Consider the following 14425-nt stretch of genomic DNA (forward strand, 5'->3'; position numbering starts at 1 on the left):
ATGTACGGCGAAGTGATACGCACCGATCGGATCTCCGACAGCCTCATTCGTGTGGTGCTGGGTGGGGAAGGGCTGGCCGACTTCGCGCCGTCGAGCGATGCCGATGCCTACGTCAACTGCTTCTTCCTGCCCGACGCCTCTCCGCTCGTCGTTCCGTGGCAGGACGCGCAGGCGCGCGAACTCCCGGCCGAGCAGCGCCCGCGTCCGCGGCGGCTCACCGTCCGCCGGTGGGACGCGGATGCCGGCGAGCTCACGCTGGATGTCGTCAGCCACGGCGACGTCGGCCACTGCGGTCGATGGGCGGGCCGCGCTCGCCCCGGCGACCGGCTGCAGCTGCGGGGGCCTGCGGGCGGATACTCGCCGCATCCGGATGCCGACTGGTATCTCCTCGTCGGCGACGAGTCCGCGCTTCCGGCGATCGCCGCCGCGGCCGAGGCCGTCCCGACCGGCAAGCCGGTGCGGGTCGTGGGGCTCGTCGATCACCCCGGTGAGGAGATCGAGCTGCGTTCTGCCGGCGACCTCCGCGTCGTCTGGGTGTATCGCTCGGCGGATGCATCCGAGACTGCGCTCGCGGATGCCGTCGCCGCACTCGAGCGGCCGGTCGGCGCGGTGAGCGCCTTCGTCCACGGCGAGGCGGAGGAGTCGCTCGCCGTCGTCCGCGTGCTCGCGCGTGGTCGCTGGGGTGATCCGGAGCGGCTGTCGTTCTCGCCCTACTGGCGGCGGGGTGCCGACGACGACGCATGGCGCACGGTCAAGGGCGAGTGGGTGCGACGGGCCGGCGACGAGGCCCGAACGCTGTTCGCGGGCGACGGCGGCGCGGCGTAGGGAGAGTCAGCGGAACAGCGCACTGAACTCGCCGAGGAAGCGGACCTGTCCTTCGGCTCCGGGGTAGCCCAGGCGGTCGAATGTGTGCACGTTCCCGGCCCGGACCGCCGGGAGGGTCGCCATCAGCGGGTCGTTCCGAACCTGGGTGAGCGCGAGGTCTTCGCCTTCGGCCGAGCTGCTCTGCAGCAGCACCATCAGGGGCGCCTGGAATCGGTTCAGCTGCTCCAGGGAGAGTCGTGCGCGTCCGTTCTGATCGTGCTCGAGGTCGGAGCCGGGAACGAGTTCGCATCCGACGGAGAGGATCGCACTCGGGATGTCCCACGGCCCGTCCACAAAGGCCACGATGCTCGGTCCGGTGTAGATCGTCGCCAACGAGACGCGGCAGTCGTCCGGTACCGCATCGGCGGCGGCAGCGGTGGCTGTCTCGAGGCCCGCGAGAAGGCCGTCGGCCTCGTCCTCCGCGCCGAGGAGCGTGCCGAGTTGCGTGACGCGTTCGGGGGTCGTCAGACCGTCCGGCACGACGATGACGCGGGCGATGCCTTCGAGCCGCTCGCGGCCGATGTTGTCGGCCCAGAACGCGTAGGTGATGATCGTGTCGGGCCGGAGGGCGATGACCTCCTCGAGATCGAGCTGGATCATCGGCAGGACCTCGACGTCTGCGACGAGTTCCTCGTCGATCCCCTGGAAGCCCGCATCGTCGACCGAGGCGCTGCTCGCCACCACGTCGACGTCCAACGCCAGGATGTCTGCCAGGAGCGCCTCCTCGCCGAGCGCGACGACGCGACCCAGCCCGCCGTTGGTCGTCGGCGCGGGGCGATCGGCGGCCGCCGGTGCGCACGCCGAGAGGGTGACGAGCGTGAGCAGCGCCACGATGCCGATCGAGCCCGAACGCAGAAGTCGTCGTGTCATGAGGCCACACTATCGAATAAGTAAGGGTGCCCTTACCTTCATCCCGTCGCCCGGTGAACAGGCGTGATCAGCGGCTCCTCCCCACCGCGCCGCTGTGGATAACTCCTGCGCTCGCACCGATCCGGGGGTGAGGATGCTGCGCATGTCGCTCGCCCCCGCGCTCACCGCCGCGGCGACCGCTGCGCCCGCGCTGATCGCGGAGCGGGTGCGCGAGCGCCTCCGAGCGGAGGGCGTCGATCCGACGCGCGACGCGGCCGCCGGTGAGCGGGCGGCGCGCGCCGAGGTCCGCCGGCACAACGATGCGGCGCTGGCGCGGGGCGGCGCGACGATCGACGACGAGGACGCGTGCGTACGCGAGGTGCTGGCGGCGGTCGCGGGCTACGGGCCGTTGCAGCCGTATCTCGATGATCCGTCGATCGAGGAGGTCTGGATCAACGCCCCGGACCGGGTGTTCGCGGCGACGGGCGGCCGCGCGCGACGTCTGCCGCTCCAGCTCACCGAGTCGGCGGTGCGCGATCTCGTCGAACGGATGCTGCACGCCACCGGTCGCCGCGTCGACCTCAGTCAACCGTTCGTCGACGCCTCTCTGCCCGATGGCAGCCGCCTCCACGTGGTGATCGGGGGCATCACCCGCCGGCACTGGGCGGTCAACATCCGCAAGTTCCTGCCCACCTATCGCCGGCTCGGGCAGCTGGTCGATTCGGGGATGCTGCCGCCCGTCGTCGCGCAGGGACTGGGTGAGGCGATGCGTGCGGGCCGCAGCATCCTCGTTTCCGGTCCGACGCACGCCGGCAAGACGACGATGCTCGCGGCGCTCATCGGCGAGTGCCTGCCGCAGCAGCGCATCATCACGGTGGAGGAGACGTTCGAGCTCGCGGTCGACGCCCACGACATCGTCGCCCTGCAGGGTCGGCAGCCGAGCCTGGAGGGGACGGGGGAGGTCACGCTCCGGCGTCTGGTGAAGGAAGCCCTGCGGATGCGGCCCGAACGCCTCATCATCGGCGAGGTGCGCGACGCCGAGGCGCTCGACCTGCTGCTGGCGTTGAACACGGGTGTGCCGGGGGCCGCCACGATCCACGCGAACTCGGCCCGTGATGCTCTCGTCAAACTCGCCGCACTGCCGCTGCTCGCCGGCCGGAACATGGATCGAGGCTTCGTCGTGCCGGCCATCGCCGCGAGCGTCCACCTGGTCGTGCACTGCGCGCAGCGGCCCGACGGCACCCGGCACGTCGTCGAGGTGATCGAGACGACGGGGCGGGTCGTCGACGGAGACGTCGAGACGCGCGTGCTCTACGAGGGCCCGCGATGATCGTGCTGCTGGGGGCCGCGCTCGGGGCGGGCCTGCTGCTGATGCTTGCACCGCACCTATGGCCGGCGCGACCGACGCGTGCGTCCCGCGACCCCGGAGACAGTCGGATGTCGCGCCTGCTGGCCTCGGCGGGGTTCGCGCACATCGCACCGACGGCGGTCGTCGCGATCGGCGCCGGAGCGGCGGTGGTCGCCTTCGCGGTGGCATGGCTGCTCACCCAGGTGCCGGTCTTCGCGGTCCTGGCCGCGGGTGCCGGCGCGGCCGCGCCCGTCCTGTGGCTGCGGGGCCGCGCGCGGCGGCTCCAGCACGCGCGGCGGGCGATGTGGCCGGACGTCTGCGATCTCCTCATCGCATCGGTTCGCGCGGGGCTCTCCCTGCCGGATGCCGTCGCCACCCTCCGCACGTCGGCCCCGGTGTCGTTGCGCCCGGCCTTCGCCACCTACGCGCGGGATCTCGCCGCCTCTGGCCACTTCGACGCGAGCCTCGACCGGCTGAAGGCGTCGCTCGCCGACCCCGTGGCCGACCGCATCCTCGAGACGCTCCGCATGGCGCGTCAGGTCGGCGGCACCGAGCTCGTCCCCGTCCTGCGCTCGTTGTCGGCGGCGGTCCGGGCCGATGCGACCGTCCGTGCCGAGATCGACGCGCGGCAGTCGTGGGTGCGCGGAGCAGCCGTGCTGGGGCTCCTCGCCCCGTGGGTGATCCTCGTGCTCCTGGCGCTGCGTCCCGAGGGCTCGGCCGCCTACAGCAGTCCGGAGGGCATCGTCCTCATCGTCGTGGGGGCGCTCGTCTCGGTGTCGGCCTTCCGGCTGATGCTGCGCATCGGGCGCCTGCCCGAGCCGCGGCGGTGGTTCGCATGAACGCCGTCGCGCTGACGCACCTGGCCACTGCTGTCGTGCTGGGAGGAGCGCTCGGCGCCGGACTGATGCTGATCCTGTGGGCGACGCCCCGATGGAGCGCCCCCACGCTGGCCCGTCGCATCGCGCCGTACGTGCGGGATGTGGCCGACCCGCTGGGTCTCACGCCGCTGCAGGCGCCGACGCGGGAGCCCGGCCGCTCCGCGCTCACGCGCCTCGCGGCACGGTGGGCCACACCGGACGGCCTCACCGACCGCCTGCGCCGCGCGGGATGGGAGATCGATCCGGCGACGTTCCGTGCCCGCCAACTCGGATGGGGCATCACCGGTCTCGTGGTCGGCGCCGCGGTCGTGGTGTCGCTGGTCCTCACCGGTGCGGCGTCGCCCGCGCTCGCCGTCGTCCCGGTGCTGGCGGCGGCCGCCGGGATCGTCGGCTACGACATGTGGCTGGGAGCGGCGGTCCGCGCGCGCGCCGCCCGCGCCGCCGAGGAGCTGCCGACGATCCTCGAGTTCCTCGCGCTGTGCCTCGCGGCCGGAGAGGGAGCGCTCGATGCGATCCGCCGTGTCGCCGCGGTCGGATCGGGCGAGATCGTCACCGAGCTGCGGCGTGCGGTCGTCGCGGTCGGCACGGGAGCGACGCTCACCGACGCCCTCATGGATGTCGGGCGAGCGCTCGAGACACCCGGGGTCACGCGCAGCATCGATCAGATCGTCGCTGCCATCGAGCGGGGTGCGCCGCTCGCCCACGTCCTCCAGGCGCAGGCGTCCGACGCCCGCGAAGACGCCAAACGTCTGCTCATCGAGAAAGCCGGGCGCAAGGAGATCTACATGCTCCTGCCGCTCGTGTTCCTCATCCTGCCGCTGAGCGTGCTCATCGCGGTGTTCCCCGGCATCGTCCTGCTCCGGCTCGGCATGCCCTGATCACGCGGCGGTCGCGCCGCATCCACGAAGGAGAGAACCCATGACCAACCGATCCGTCTCACCGCCCGTCCGCCGGGTGCACCGCACCGCCTGGGGAGAGATGCTCGACGACGAGCGCGGCGATGTGCCCGGCTGGGTCCTGATCACGTTGATGACCGCCGGGTTGGTCGTGGTGATCTGGGCGCTCGCCGGTCCCGCGCTGGCGGGGTTGTTCGAGCAGGCCATCTCGAGCGTCTCCGGCTTCTGAGTGCGGTGGCGGGCGTTGCGGCATCCGCAAGCAGGACTCGACGACCTCGGTGACGACGAGCGCGGCTCGGCGCCGGTCGAGTTCGTGCTGGTCGGCACGCTGCTGACATTCCTCACGCTCGCGGTGCTGCAGCTGGGATTCACCGTCTACGTGCGCAATGTCGTGCACGACGCCGCTGTGGAGGGCGCGTATCACGCCGCGCTCGCCGACACGACGTTGGCGCAGGGGGCCGAGCGCGCGCAGCAGGTGGTGGAGCGCGCGGTCGGCGATGGCTACGTCACTGAGGTGCAGGTCGTCGAAGAACAGTCCGGAGGTCAGCCCGTGATCCGGGTCACGATGCAGGCGACGCTGCCGCTCGTCGGCCTGCTCGGTGTGCCGCGTGGCATGGAGGTGCAGGCGTATGCGCCCGCCGAGAGCTTCGACTGAGCGCCAGCGTCAAGGCCTGCGCCTGCGCGGGTGGCGTACGGCGCTTGCCGACGACACGGGCAACGCCTCGCTCGAGTTCATCGTGGTGGGTCTGATCCTGCTCGTTCCGCTCGCGTACCTCGTGATCGCGCTCGGCTCCATCCAGGGGCACACGCTCGGCGTCGAGGCCGCGGCGCGTCACGCCGCGCGGGCGATCTCGACCGCGACGGATGCGACCGACGCGTCGCAGCGTGCCGAGCGGATCATCGGTGCCGTCGCCGACGAGTACGGGCTGTCTCGCGACGATGTGGCCGTGCGCTGGGACTGCGCACCCGCGGGCGTCGAGTGCCCGTCAGCCGGGGCGACACTCATCCTGACCGTCTCCTTCCGCGCCCCGTTGCCGCTCGTCCCGCCCGTGCTCGGGCTCGAAGACACGGCGGCCGTCCCGGTCGAGGCGACGGCGGTGCAGAAGGTCTCGCGCGTCTGGGGGACGCCATGAATAGGCTCAGGCTCGGGCGGATGCACGATGACGAGGAAGGCAGCATCCTGCCCCTCGCGATCAGTTATGCGGTGCTCGCCATCGCCGTGATCTTCGTCTGCGTCTGTGCGACCGACCTCTACATCCAGCAGAAGCGTCTCGACGGTCTCGCGGATGCGGCGGCGCTCGCCGGAGCCGACGGGTTCACGCTCGCGGTTGTCGACGGCGAACCGCGAGCGGAGGTCACCGCATCCGGGGTGCGCGAGCAGGCGGAGGCGATCGCGAGTTTCGTCGGCGACGTGTCGCTCGTCGCGGCCGACTCGCCGGATGGGGTGTCCGCGCGCGTGACTCTCGCGACGGTGTGGCATCCGCCGCTCGTGTCGGCGTTCGTTCCGGAGGGGGTGCCGCTCGAAGCGACCGCCACCAGTCGCACCGCCCTGCGGTGAGAGCGGGAGGGGCGCGCTCAGGCGGTGAGGGCGCGAACGACGGGTGCCCAACGTTCGGCCCACGCCTCGATGACGCCGTCCTCGGTGTACGTCGAGTCGATCAGGCTGAGTGCCGTGGTCGGCAGTGTGGCGCCGAGCTCCGACAGCACCGGGCGCAGCTGATACTCGACGGCCAGGGCGTGATGCGGCGCGGCGGTGAGCATGAGGGGGACCGCGACGACGTTCGCGAGACCGGCCTGTCCGGCGAACTGATCGAGGAAGAGCTTCAGCAGCCCGGTGTACGACGCCTTGAAGGTGGGGCTCGCGAACACCGCGACATCGGCGCTCGACACCTGCGCGACCGCATCCTTCACGGCCGGATCACCCCAGCCGAGCAGCGCCGGTCCGAGCTCCGACACCTCCAGCACGGTGACCTCGTCGACGCCGAGCGCCGCGAGGGTGCGCTCGGCGGCATCCCGGGTGCGGGAGTTGAGCTTGGGGTTTCCGATGACGGCGACGCCGCGCATGTCGATCTCCTCAGGACGGGATGGATGGGGCTGCCCTCGGGCCGTGCCCCGGGCGCGGAGGATGCGTGGGCCGTGACGCGCGAAGCGTCCTCACCCAGGGCTCCGCCCCTCACTGTGCCCCGCCGGCTTCTGCTCTGGCAAGAATGTGACGCTGCCCTCCCTTACTCGCTCGTCGCAAAAGCGGGGTGCACGCGCCGCGCACCCCGCCTTCGCGACGAGTGAGCCGGGACGACGCATGACGCCGTCGCCCCCCACCTGTTCACTCGTCGCGAAAGCGGGGTGAATGTGCCGCACACCTCGCTTTCGCGACGAGTGAGCACAGGGGGCTCCGTGCCCGCGACTCTCGATGCCTCATTGCGCACGGGGCACGAAACCCGCGGGCATCGCGGAGGGGTAGTGGGGGGCCGTGCCGCCCCACCTGCTCGCTCGTCGCAAATGCAGAGTGGATGTGGCGCGCACCCCGCTTTTGCGACGAATCAGCACAGTCGACGAAGCAGCACAGCCGACGAGGCACGACAGCCGACGAAGCACCACAGCACGCGAAGCAGCACAGCCGACGAGACAGCACAACAGCCGCCGCGGGGTGTACGCGACGGAGGCGCGGCGCGGGAGGATCAGCGGCGGCGCAGGAGGATGACGCCGTCGTCGATGGATGCGGGCGAGCCGTCCGGAGCGGTCGTGTCGCGGTGCCGGTGCTCCACGACGACCCTGTCCCACGCCGCGTCGTCGAGGTCCAGCGCGGCCACCTCCTCTTCGGCGGTGCGGAACAAGGGTGCGTGCCCGGGCTCGAACGTCGACCACGACGGCGGCGAGACGTGCGAGGTGATCAGCAGGTGCCCGCCCGGCGCGACGCGCGCCGCCGCGGCCCGCAGGATGTCGACGCGGGGCAGCATGACGGGGGAGTGCAGGAAGCTCGCCGTCACCAGGTCGAAGGCCGCCTCCTCATCCCACTCGCCCAGATCGGCCGCCACGAAGCGGGTGCGTGCGCTCATGCCGCGCTCGCCGGCGGCGGCCGTGGCGCGCGCCACCGCCGTCGCCGAGATGTCGATGCCCGTCGCCCGCCACCCCTGCTCCGCCAGCCAGATGACGTCGGCGCCCTCGCCGCACCCGAGGTCCATCGCGGTGCCCGGTCGCAGCGTCGCCGCGACGTCGGCGAGCACGCGGTTGACGCGCCCCGACCACACGCGGGCGCTGTCGGCGTAGCGGCGCTCCCAGAAATCGGCGAGGGTCGCGCCCGACGCCGCGTCGTGGGCGACTGCCCTATCGACGTCCTCCTGGACGAGCGCGGCGTTCACGGCCGCCCCTGCGAAGGATCCCGCGCCCATCGCGACCGGCACGTTCGCGGCGGGATTCACGACGTTCCCGGCCGCCCAGATCCGTGGGTGGCTCGTGCGACCCCGCTCATCCACGGTCAGCGTCCGGCCCATCGGGCCGTCGGTGCGGGCGAGATCGAGGTGCGCGAGGAAGCCGTCGTGCGGCTCCGCGGTGCCGGCGGTGAAGATCGCGTCGACGCTCACGAGCTCGCCGGATGCGGTGCGCACCGCGCTGATCGCCTCGCCCTCGCCGAGCACCTCGACGACGGGCGAGTCCACCAGTCGTGACCCGCGCGCGGTCAGCCGGCGGCGTGCCTCGGCGTCGAGTTCGCCCAGCCCCGCGGTGAACACGACGACACGGTCCGTCCACTGGCGCAGGAGGAAGGCCTGGTGGATGCTGAGGGGAGACGTCGCGAGCACACCGATGACCGCGTCGCGGACCTCCCAGCCGTGGCAGTACGGGCAGTGCAGCACGCTGCGTCCCCACCGGTCGGCCAGCCCCGGGATCTCGGGCAGCCGGTCGGTGAGCCCCGTGGCGACGATGACCGCCCGCGCGGCCAGATCACGCCCGTCGCGCAATCGCACGAGCATCCCCTCCTCGCTCTCGTCGACGCGAGCGACCTCGCCCGTCACCGTGGCGACCCCGTACGCCGCGACCTCGGCGCGCCCGCGGGCGAGGAGTTCGCCGGGCGGGGTGCCGTCGTCGCCGAGCACGCCGTGCATGTGCGCCGCGAAGCGATTGCGGGGGCTCCCGGCATCGATCACCGAGACCCGTCGCCGCGCCCGCCCCAGCATCAGCGCAGCCGACAGGCCCGCCGCCCCGCCGCCGATCACGATCACATCGTCTGTCTTGTCCATGACTCCATTCCGGGGCATGATGGCGCATACGGCAAACGATCTTGCACAATCGGCAAAAGCGTCGATGAGGAGGGCCACGCACCATGCACGACCTCGAACAGGTCGGTCCGCGCCTGCGCTCGGCGCGGCGGGCACGGGGATGGACGCTCGACGACCTCGCCTCGCGCGCGCAGGTCTCGTCCAGCACGCTCTCGCGCCTCGAGTCCGGCAAGCGGCAGGCGAGCCTCGAACTGCTGCTCCCGCTCACGCGCGAGCTCGGCATCCGCATCGACGATCTGTTGCAGCCCGAGGATCGCGACCCGCGGGTGCGGCGGCCGGTCATCCACCGCGACGGACACGTCATCGCGCCGCTCGCTCCCGAGGGGTCGGCGACGAACGCGTTCAAGATCACCTACCCCGCCGGGGGACCCGTGCCCGAGCCGCGCGTGCACGACGGGTTCGCCTGGTTCTACGTGCTCTCCGGGCGCCTGCGGCTGATCCTCGGCGACCAGGACCTCGTGCTCGGTCGCGGTGAAGCGGCCGAGTTCGACACCCGCACCCCGCACGCCATGATGGCGGCGGGCGGCCAGCCCGTGCAGGTGATCAGCATCTTCCACGGTGACGGCGACCGCATCCACACCCACACCGAGGCCGGCTGACCCCGCGCCGGCCGGCTGACCGGCGGCTCCCGTCAGTGGTCCTGCAGGGCGGCGCCCTCCTCGTCGGCGTACGCGGTGGCGCGGATGCGGGGGGATCCGCCGACGACCCAGTACGCGAGACCGACGACGACAGCGCCGCCGACGAGGTTGCCCAGACCCACCCACAGCAGGTTCGCGCCGACGAGCGACCAGGTGGCGTCGGGCGCGCCGGTGACGAGCCCGATCGCGTAGGTCGTCATGTTGGCGACCACGTGCTCGAAACCGGACGTGATGAACGCGAGGATCGCGCAGAAGATGACGGCCAGCTTCACGCCGTCGGACTGCAGCCGCGCGCACATCCAGATGGCGAGGCACACGAGGACGTTGCAAAGGAGGCCGCGCACGAACAGTTCGCCGGCGCCCTCGTGGGCTTTCGCCGTCAGCATGTCCTGCAGCATCGTGCCGGCGGCGGCGTTGCTGTGCAGGACGCCCGACATCGCCACCAGGGCGCCGAACACCATCGCGCCCATGAGGTTCGCGACGAACGTGGCCAGCAGGGTGCCGACGGCCGCGCCCGGACGGATGGCGCGCAGCAGTGCTCCCTGCGTGAGGGTCATCATGGACGAGGTCACGAGCTCGCCGCCGCCGAACACCACGAGGGTGAGGGCGACCCCGAAGACGACGCCGCTGACGAGCTTCCCCCACCCGCTCCCGGCCGCGGTCAACGGTCCGGCGGCGCTGACCATGAGCAGCACGCCGACACCGATGTATCCGCCGGCGAGCATGCCCGAGACGAGGAAACGGCCCGGGCTCCGGAGCGCATAGACCTTGTGCCGCGCAGCGGGCGCCTGCACGTCGAGCAGCGCCCGTTCGATGGTCAGCATCCGTCGCGGTGCCGTGGTGTCGTGGTCACGTCAGCCTCCGCCGACCATGCTCCTCGCCGCAGGCGCGCACGGGCACCGGCCCGCGCCGTGCATAACGGCCGAGGCGGACAGCCCCGGCGCGATTACGCCCCGAGCTCGGTGAGGAACGCGTTGCGGAACACGCCGCGCGGATCGAACTCGCCTCGGAGAGCGGCGAAGCGCTCCCAGCGCGGATAGCGCGCGCGGATCTCGTCGGCGGGCAGGGTGAAGACCTTGCCCCAGTGCGGGCGCGGGGCGAACGGCGCCAGTGCCTCCTCGATGAGGGGGAGGAGCGCCTCGACCGCGGGCTGATCGCGGTGCCACGTGAAGTGGAAGCCCACGGTGTCGCGACCGAACGCGCCGCTCAGCCACAGATCGTCGGCGGCGATCATGCGCACCTCGGTGACGTAGAGGAACGGCACGATCCGCTCAGCCAGGGGCTGGAGAGCGCGCACGGCGGCGGCCGCATCCGCCCGCGCGACGAAGTACTCGCTCTGCAGCTCGGCGCCCTGCGAGGGCGTGAATCCGAGCCGGAAGTGCGCGAGCCGGTCGAGCCAGGGCCCCGCGACACCGCCCTGCTCGGTGCAGTTGTCGGCGGCGACGCCCGGGAGGGGATGCCGCGGGCCCGCTGCGGGCAGTGCACCGAGCACGTCGGCCGGGGCGGGCGCCTGATCGCTGCGAGCCTTCAGCCACACCTGGTCGACGATGGCGGGATCCCGCCACGTCGTGAACAGGCTCACGCTGTAGGCGAGGGAGGTCACCGCATCGAGGTCGGCGAGGATCGCATCCCAGGGGACGTTCTCGTACACGGTCTGCGCGACGTCGAAGGTGGGCTCGATGTCGAGCTCGACGTCGAGGACCACGCCCAGCGCGCCGAGCGAGACCACCGCGCCGTCGAACGACGGGTCGCCCCGCCGGATCCACCGGACATCGCCGTCGGCCGTCGCGATCTCGACGCCGGCGACCGCTCCCGCCAGCGAGCGGTTGCGATCGCCCGAGCCGTGCGTGCCGGTGGCGATCGCTCCCGCGACGGAGATGTGGGGGAGCGAGGCGAGGTTCCCGAGGGCCCATCCCTCCGCCTGCAGTCGGCGTGCGACATCGCCGTAGCGCTGCCCGCCCGAGACGCGGGCGATGCGCCGCTCGCCGTCGATCTCGACCGTGGGGGTGAGCCCGGCCGTCGAGAGCAGCATGCCCGTCGTGTCGGCGATGCGGTTGAACGAGTGGCGTGATCCGAGCGGCCGGATGTCGGATGCGGAGCGCACCAGCGCCGTCAGCTCCTCGCGGGTGGATGGGGTGGCCACCGACCCCGAGTACGCCAGATTGCCGGCCCAGTTGTGCTCGCTCATGCTGCGTCTCCGTCGTCGTCTCGATGATCGTCCTGCGGTGCCTCGGGCCGTGCCGCGCGGGGGACGAACCGGGGCACCCACCGCACGAAGGCGGCCGCTCCCACCAATCCCAACACGCCCATCGCCCCGGCCGCCACCGACAGCGACACGAGCGCCGTCAGCGCCGAGACCAGGAGCGGCGCGAGAGCCCCGCCCGCGTCGGTCAGCGTGCGCCAGGATCCGAGGAACGCGGCGGGCGAGGAGCGCGGGGCCACATCCGCGCCGAGGGTCAGCAGGATGCCGCTCGACAGTCCGTTGCCGACCCCGAGGACGGCCGCGAACATCGCGAACCACATGCTCGCCGAATCGAGATCGTGCGTGAACGAGAGGGCGATGAAGCCGCCGCCCATGAGCAGCATGGCCGGGAGGGCCGCCCAGAGTCGGCCGAAGCGGTCCATCACCTGCCCGCTCGCGTAGAAGAGCGCGAAGTCCACGGCTCCCGAGATGCCCACCACCAGCGCGATCGTCTGCGCGTCGAGCCCGAGCGAGAGGCCCCAGAGCGGCAGCACCGCCTGGCGTGCCGAACGGACGGCCGACAGGGATGCCGCGGCCACGCCGAGGCGGGACAGCACGCCGCGGTACTGCCAGAGCGTGCGGAAGACGCCGACGCGTTCGGCGGTGGGGATCGAGCCCGTGACGGGCTCGCCGCTGTCCTCGGCGGGCGAGGGCGCAGGCGTCCCCGCCCGCGCGGACGCGGTCGGAGCGGGTGCGGCGGTCTCGGGATCGGGGCCGAGCAGCACGAGCAGGATCACTGCCACGAGACAGATCAGGAAGAACCACACCGCGGAGAGCTCGCCGGCGCCGAGGCCGAGCAGTGCGGCGGCGACGAACGGCCCGACGAACGTGCCGAGGCGGAACGACCCGCCCAGCAGCGACAGCGCCCGGGCGCGGAACGCGAGCGGCACGCGAGTGGTCATGAAGCTGTGGCGGGCCAGGCCGAAGGTCGCGGCGCAGAACCCGATGACGAAGACGGCGATGGCGAGGACCGCGGGGGACGGCGCGAACAGCAGTCCCGATGCTCCCGCGATGGCGACCACGCCGCCGAGGGCCATCGTCACGCGCTCACCGAAACGGGCGACCGTCCAGCCCGCGGGGATGTTGCCGCACAGCTGGCCCACGACGAGGAAGGAGGTGATCAGCGCCGCCTGCGCGATGTCGGCGCCGAGCTCCGCCGCGAGGATCGGGATGAGGGGGATGACCGCGCCCTCGCCCAGCGCGAAGAGCACGGTCGGACCGTAGATCATCGGAGCGAACCGCCGGAGCACGGATGCGGCGCTGTCGGACACGTGCATCCACGTTACTCTGGAGTGTCATGCTCGAACTCGATCTGTCATCCGACATCCAGGCCTTGCGTTCGACCTTCGCCGATATCCAGGCCGTGGTCGATGTTGAGGCGTTGAAGAGCGAAATCGCGCGTCTGTCCGAAGAGGCCGGCGCTCCCGATCTCTGGGACGACGTCGACAAGGCGCAGAAGGTGACGAGCGCGCTGAGCCACCGTCAGGCCGAGCTCAAGCGCGTCGCCGAGGTCGAGGCGCGTCTCGACGACCTCGATGTCCTGATCGAGCTCGCCCTCGAGATGGAGGACGAGGAGTCCGCCGACGAGGCCCGCAAGGAACTCGCTGTGCTGCAGGACGTGATCGGCCAGCTCGAGGTGCAGACGCTCCTCGACGGCGAGTACGACGAGCGTTCCGCCGTCGTGACGATCCGCTCCGGCGCGGGCGGCGACGACGCCACCGACTTCGCCGAGATGCTCATGCGCATGTACCTGCGCTGGGCCGAGCGCCACAAGTACCCCGTCAAGATCATGGACACGTCCTTCGCCGAGGGCGCCGGCATCAAGTCCGCGACGTTCCAGATCGACGCGCCCTACGCCTACGGCACGCTGTCGGTCGAGGCCGGCACCCACCGCCTCGCACGCATCAGCCCGTTCGGCGGCGCCGACAAGCGCCAGACGAGCTTCGCCGCCGTCGAGGTCATCCCGGTGATGGAAGAGGCGCAGGAGGTGGATGTGCCCGAAGGCGACATCCGCGTCGACGTGTTCCGCTCCTCGGGCCCCGGTGGCCAGTCGGTCAACACCACCGACTCCGCCGTGCGCATCACCCACCTGCCGACCGGCATCGTCGTGTCGATGCAGAACGAGAAGTCGCAGATCCAGAACCGCGCGGCGGCGATGCGCGTGCTGCAGACGCGGCTCATGCTGCTGCAGCGCGAGGAGGAAGCTGCCAAGAAGAAGGAGCTCGCGGGCACGATCACCGCGAGCTGGGGCGATCAGATGCGCTCCTACTTCCTCTACGGCCAGCAGCTGGTCAAGGATCTCCGCACCGGCCACGAGGTGGGCAACCCGGCCGTCGTGCTCGACGGTGACCTCGACGGCTTCATCGCGGCCGGCATCCGGTGGCGCAAGCGCAAGGACGACGACTGACCCGTCGACGGGATGCGTGACGCGCGGGT

The 14425-nt window shown here is 71.8% G+C and carries 16 protein-coding genes; 10 read left to right on the forward strand and 6 right to left on the reverse strand.

Annotated elements, in window-relative coordinates:
* The gene (locus AB0N73_RS08975) at positions 1-825 is read left to right on the forward strand and encodes a siderophore-interacting protein (protein ID WP_363562552.1); all 825 of its coding nucleotides are present in this window, start codon (positions 1-3) and stop codon (positions 823-825) included.
* A gap of 6 nt (positions 826-831) precedes the next feature.
* Here the strand turns inward: AB0N73_RS08975 and AB0N73_RS08980 are convergent, their stop codons facing one another.
* Positions 832-1734, reverse strand: coding sequence for an ABC transporter substrate-binding protein (locus AB0N73_RS08980; RefSeq protein WP_363562554.1), 903 nt, complete (start codon positions 1732-1734; stop codon positions 832-834).
* Between the two features lie 142 nt (positions 1735-1876).
* On the opposite strand from AB0N73_RS08980, the gene AB0N73_RS08985 reads away from it, so the two are divergent.
* The 7 genes from AB0N73_RS08985 to AB0N73_RS09015 are packed head-to-tail and all read left to right on the forward strand — an operon-like array spanning position 1877 to position 6393.
* The gene (locus AB0N73_RS08985) at positions 1877-3043 is read left to right on the forward strand and encodes an ATPase, T2SS/T4P/T4SS family (RefSeq protein ID WP_363562558.1); all 1167 of its coding nucleotides are present in this window, start codon (positions 1877-1879) and stop codon (positions 3041-3043) included.
* Positions 3040-3900: a type II secretion system F family protein gene (locus AB0N73_RS08990; protein ID WP_363562560.1), complete on the forward strand. Its 861-nt coding sequence runs from the start codon at positions 3040-3042 to the stop codon at positions 3898-3900. The genes AB0N73_RS08985 and AB0N73_RS08990 overlap by 4 nt, the downstream gene beginning before the upstream one ends.
* The gene (locus AB0N73_RS08995) at positions 3897-4817 is read left to right on the forward strand and encodes a type II secretion system F family protein (protein ID WP_363562562.1); all 921 of its coding nucleotides are present in this window, start codon (positions 3897-3899) and stop codon (positions 4815-4817) included. Before AB0N73_RS08990 ends, AB0N73_RS08995 begins: the two co-directional genes overlap by 4 nt.
* A 40-nt stretch (positions 4818-4857) precedes the next feature.
* Positions 4858-5064, forward strand: coding sequence for a hypothetical protein (locus AB0N73_RS09000; RefSeq protein WP_363562725.1), 207 nt, complete (start codon positions 4858-4860; stop codon positions 5062-5064).
* Between the two features lie 15 nt (positions 5065-5079).
* Positions 5080-5490 (forward strand): TadE/TadG family type IV pilus assembly protein, encoded by a 411-nt coding sequence (locus AB0N73_RS09005; protein ID WP_363562564.1) that lies wholly within the window; start codon positions 5080-5082, stop codon positions 5488-5490.
* Complete coding sequence (locus AB0N73_RS09010) at positions 5465-5968, forward strand: TadE family protein (protein WP_363562566.1); 504 nt, start codon at positions 5465-5467, stop codon at positions 5966-5968. The genes AB0N73_RS09005 and AB0N73_RS09010 overlap by 26 nt, the downstream gene beginning before the upstream one ends.
* 20 nt (positions 5969-5988) lie before the next feature.
* A complete protein-coding gene (locus AB0N73_RS09015) occupies positions 5989-6393 on the forward strand; it encodes a pilus assembly protein TadG-related protein (protein ID WP_363562568.1) in 405 nt (134 codons plus the stop codon).
* Positions 6394-6410: 17 nt separating this feature from the next.
* On the opposite strand, the gene AB0N73_RS09020 is transcribed toward AB0N73_RS09015, so the two are convergent.
* Together AB0N73_RS09020 and AB0N73_RS09025 are read right to left on the reverse strand one after the other, a co-directional pair.
* Complete coding sequence (locus tag AB0N73_RS09020) at positions 6411-6899, reverse strand: NAD(P)H-dependent oxidoreductase (RefSeq protein WP_363562570.1); 489 nt, start codon at positions 6897-6899, stop codon at positions 6411-6413.
* 614 nt (positions 6900-7513) lie between these two features.
* Positions 7514-9070 (reverse strand): FAD-dependent oxidoreductase, encoded by a 1557-nt coding sequence (locus AB0N73_RS09025; protein ID WP_363562572.1) that lies wholly within the window; start codon positions 9068-9070, stop codon positions 7514-7516.
* An 83-nt stretch (positions 9071-9153) separates the two neighbouring features.
* Here AB0N73_RS09025 and AB0N73_RS09030 point away from each other — a divergent pair, with 83 nt between their 5' ends.
* Positions 9154-9708, forward strand: coding sequence for an XRE family transcriptional regulator (locus AB0N73_RS09030; RefSeq protein WP_363562574.1), 555 nt, complete (start codon positions 9154-9156; stop codon positions 9706-9708).
* Positions 9709-9740: 32 nt separating this feature from the next.
* On the opposite strand, the gene AB0N73_RS09035 is transcribed toward AB0N73_RS09030, so the two are convergent.
* The 3 genes from AB0N73_RS09035 to AB0N73_RS09045 form a co-directional block, all read right to left on the reverse strand.
* Positions 9741-10571, reverse strand: a complete 831-nt coding sequence (locus AB0N73_RS09035) for a formate/nitrite transporter family protein (protein WP_363562576.1) — start codon at positions 10569-10571, stop codon at positions 9741-9743.
* Between the two features lie 122 nt (positions 10572-10693).
* Entirely contained in the window at positions 10694-11935 is a 1242-nt protein-coding gene (locus tag AB0N73_RS09040; protein WP_363562578.1) for a D-arabinono-1,4-lactone oxidase, read from the reverse strand.
* Positions 11932-13266, reverse strand: coding sequence for an MFS transporter (locus AB0N73_RS09045; RefSeq protein WP_363562580.1), 1335 nt, complete (start codon positions 13264-13266; stop codon positions 11932-11934). The genes AB0N73_RS09040 and AB0N73_RS09045 overlap by 4 nt, the downstream gene beginning before the upstream one ends.
* Positions 13267-13286: 20 nt before the next feature.
* On the opposite strand from AB0N73_RS09045, the gene prfB reads away from it, so the two are divergent.
* Entirely contained in the window at positions 13287-14396 is a 1110-nt protein-coding gene (gene prfB / locus AB0N73_RS09050) for a peptide chain release factor 2 (protein WP_363562582.1), read from the forward strand.
* The last annotated feature ends 29 nt before the right edge of the window (positions 14397-14425 follow it).

The sequence above is a fragment of the Microbacterium sp. NPDC089189 genome, from assembly GCF_040685095.1.
Lineage (GTDB): Bacteria > Actinomycetota > Actinomycetes > Actinomycetales > Microbacteriaceae > Microbacterium.

Coding starts and splice junctions, on each gene's coding strand:
- AB0N73_RS08975 (WP_363562552.1), top strand. CDS start 1: ATGTACGGCGAAGTGATACGCACCGATCGGATCTCCGACAGCCTCATT.
- AB0N73_RS08980 (WP_363562554.1), bottom strand. CDS start 1,734: ATGACACGACGACTTCTGCGTTCGGGCTCGATCGGCATCGTGGCGCTG.
- AB0N73_RS08985 (WP_363562558.1), top strand. CDS start 1,877: ATGTCGCTCGCCCCCGCGCTCACCGCCGCGGCGACCGCTGCGCCCGCG.
- AB0N73_RS08990 (WP_363562560.1), top strand. CDS start 3,040: ATGATCGTGCTGCTGGGGGCCGCGCTCGGGGCGGGCCTGCTGCTGATG.
- AB0N73_RS08995 (WP_363562562.1), top strand. CDS start 3,897: ATGAACGCCGTCGCGCTGACGCACCTGGCCACTGCTGTCGTGCTGGGA.
- AB0N73_RS09000 (WP_363562725.1), top strand. CDS start 4,858: ATGACCAACCGATCCGTCTCACCGCCCGTCCGCCGGGTGCACCGCACC.
- AB0N73_RS09010 (WP_363562566.1), top strand. CDS start 5,465: ATGCGCCCGCCGAGAGCTTCGACTGAGCGCCAGCGTCAAGGCCTGCGC.
- AB0N73_RS09015 (WP_363562568.1), top strand. CDS start 5,989: ATGCACGATGACGAGGAAGGCAGCATCCTGCCCCTCGCGATCAGTTAT.
- AB0N73_RS09020 (WP_363562570.1), bottom strand. CDS start 6,899: ATGCGCGGCGTCGCCGTCATCGGAAACCCCAAGCTCAACTCCCGCACC.
- AB0N73_RS09025 (WP_363562572.1), bottom strand. CDS start 9,070: ATGGACAAGACAGACGATGTGATCGTGATCGGCGGCGGGGCGGCGGGC.
- AB0N73_RS09030 (WP_363562574.1), top strand. CDS start 9,154: ATGCACGACCTCGAACAGGTCGGTCCGCGCCTGCGCTCGGCGCGGCGG.
- AB0N73_RS09035 (WP_363562576.1), bottom strand. CDS start 10,571: ATGCTGACCATCGAACGGGCGCTGCTCGACGTGCAGGCGCCCGCTGCG.
- AB0N73_RS09040 (WP_363562578.1), bottom strand. CDS start 11,935: ATGAGCGAGCACAACTGGGCCGGCAATCTGGCGTACTCGGGGTCGGTG.
- AB0N73_RS09045 (WP_363562580.1), bottom strand. CDS start 13,266: ATGCACGTGTCCGACAGCGCCGCATCCGTGCTCCGGCGGTTCGCTCCG.
- prfB (WP_363562582.1), top strand. CDS start 13,287: ATGCTCGAACTCGATCTGTCATCCGACATCCAGGCCTTGCGTTCGACC.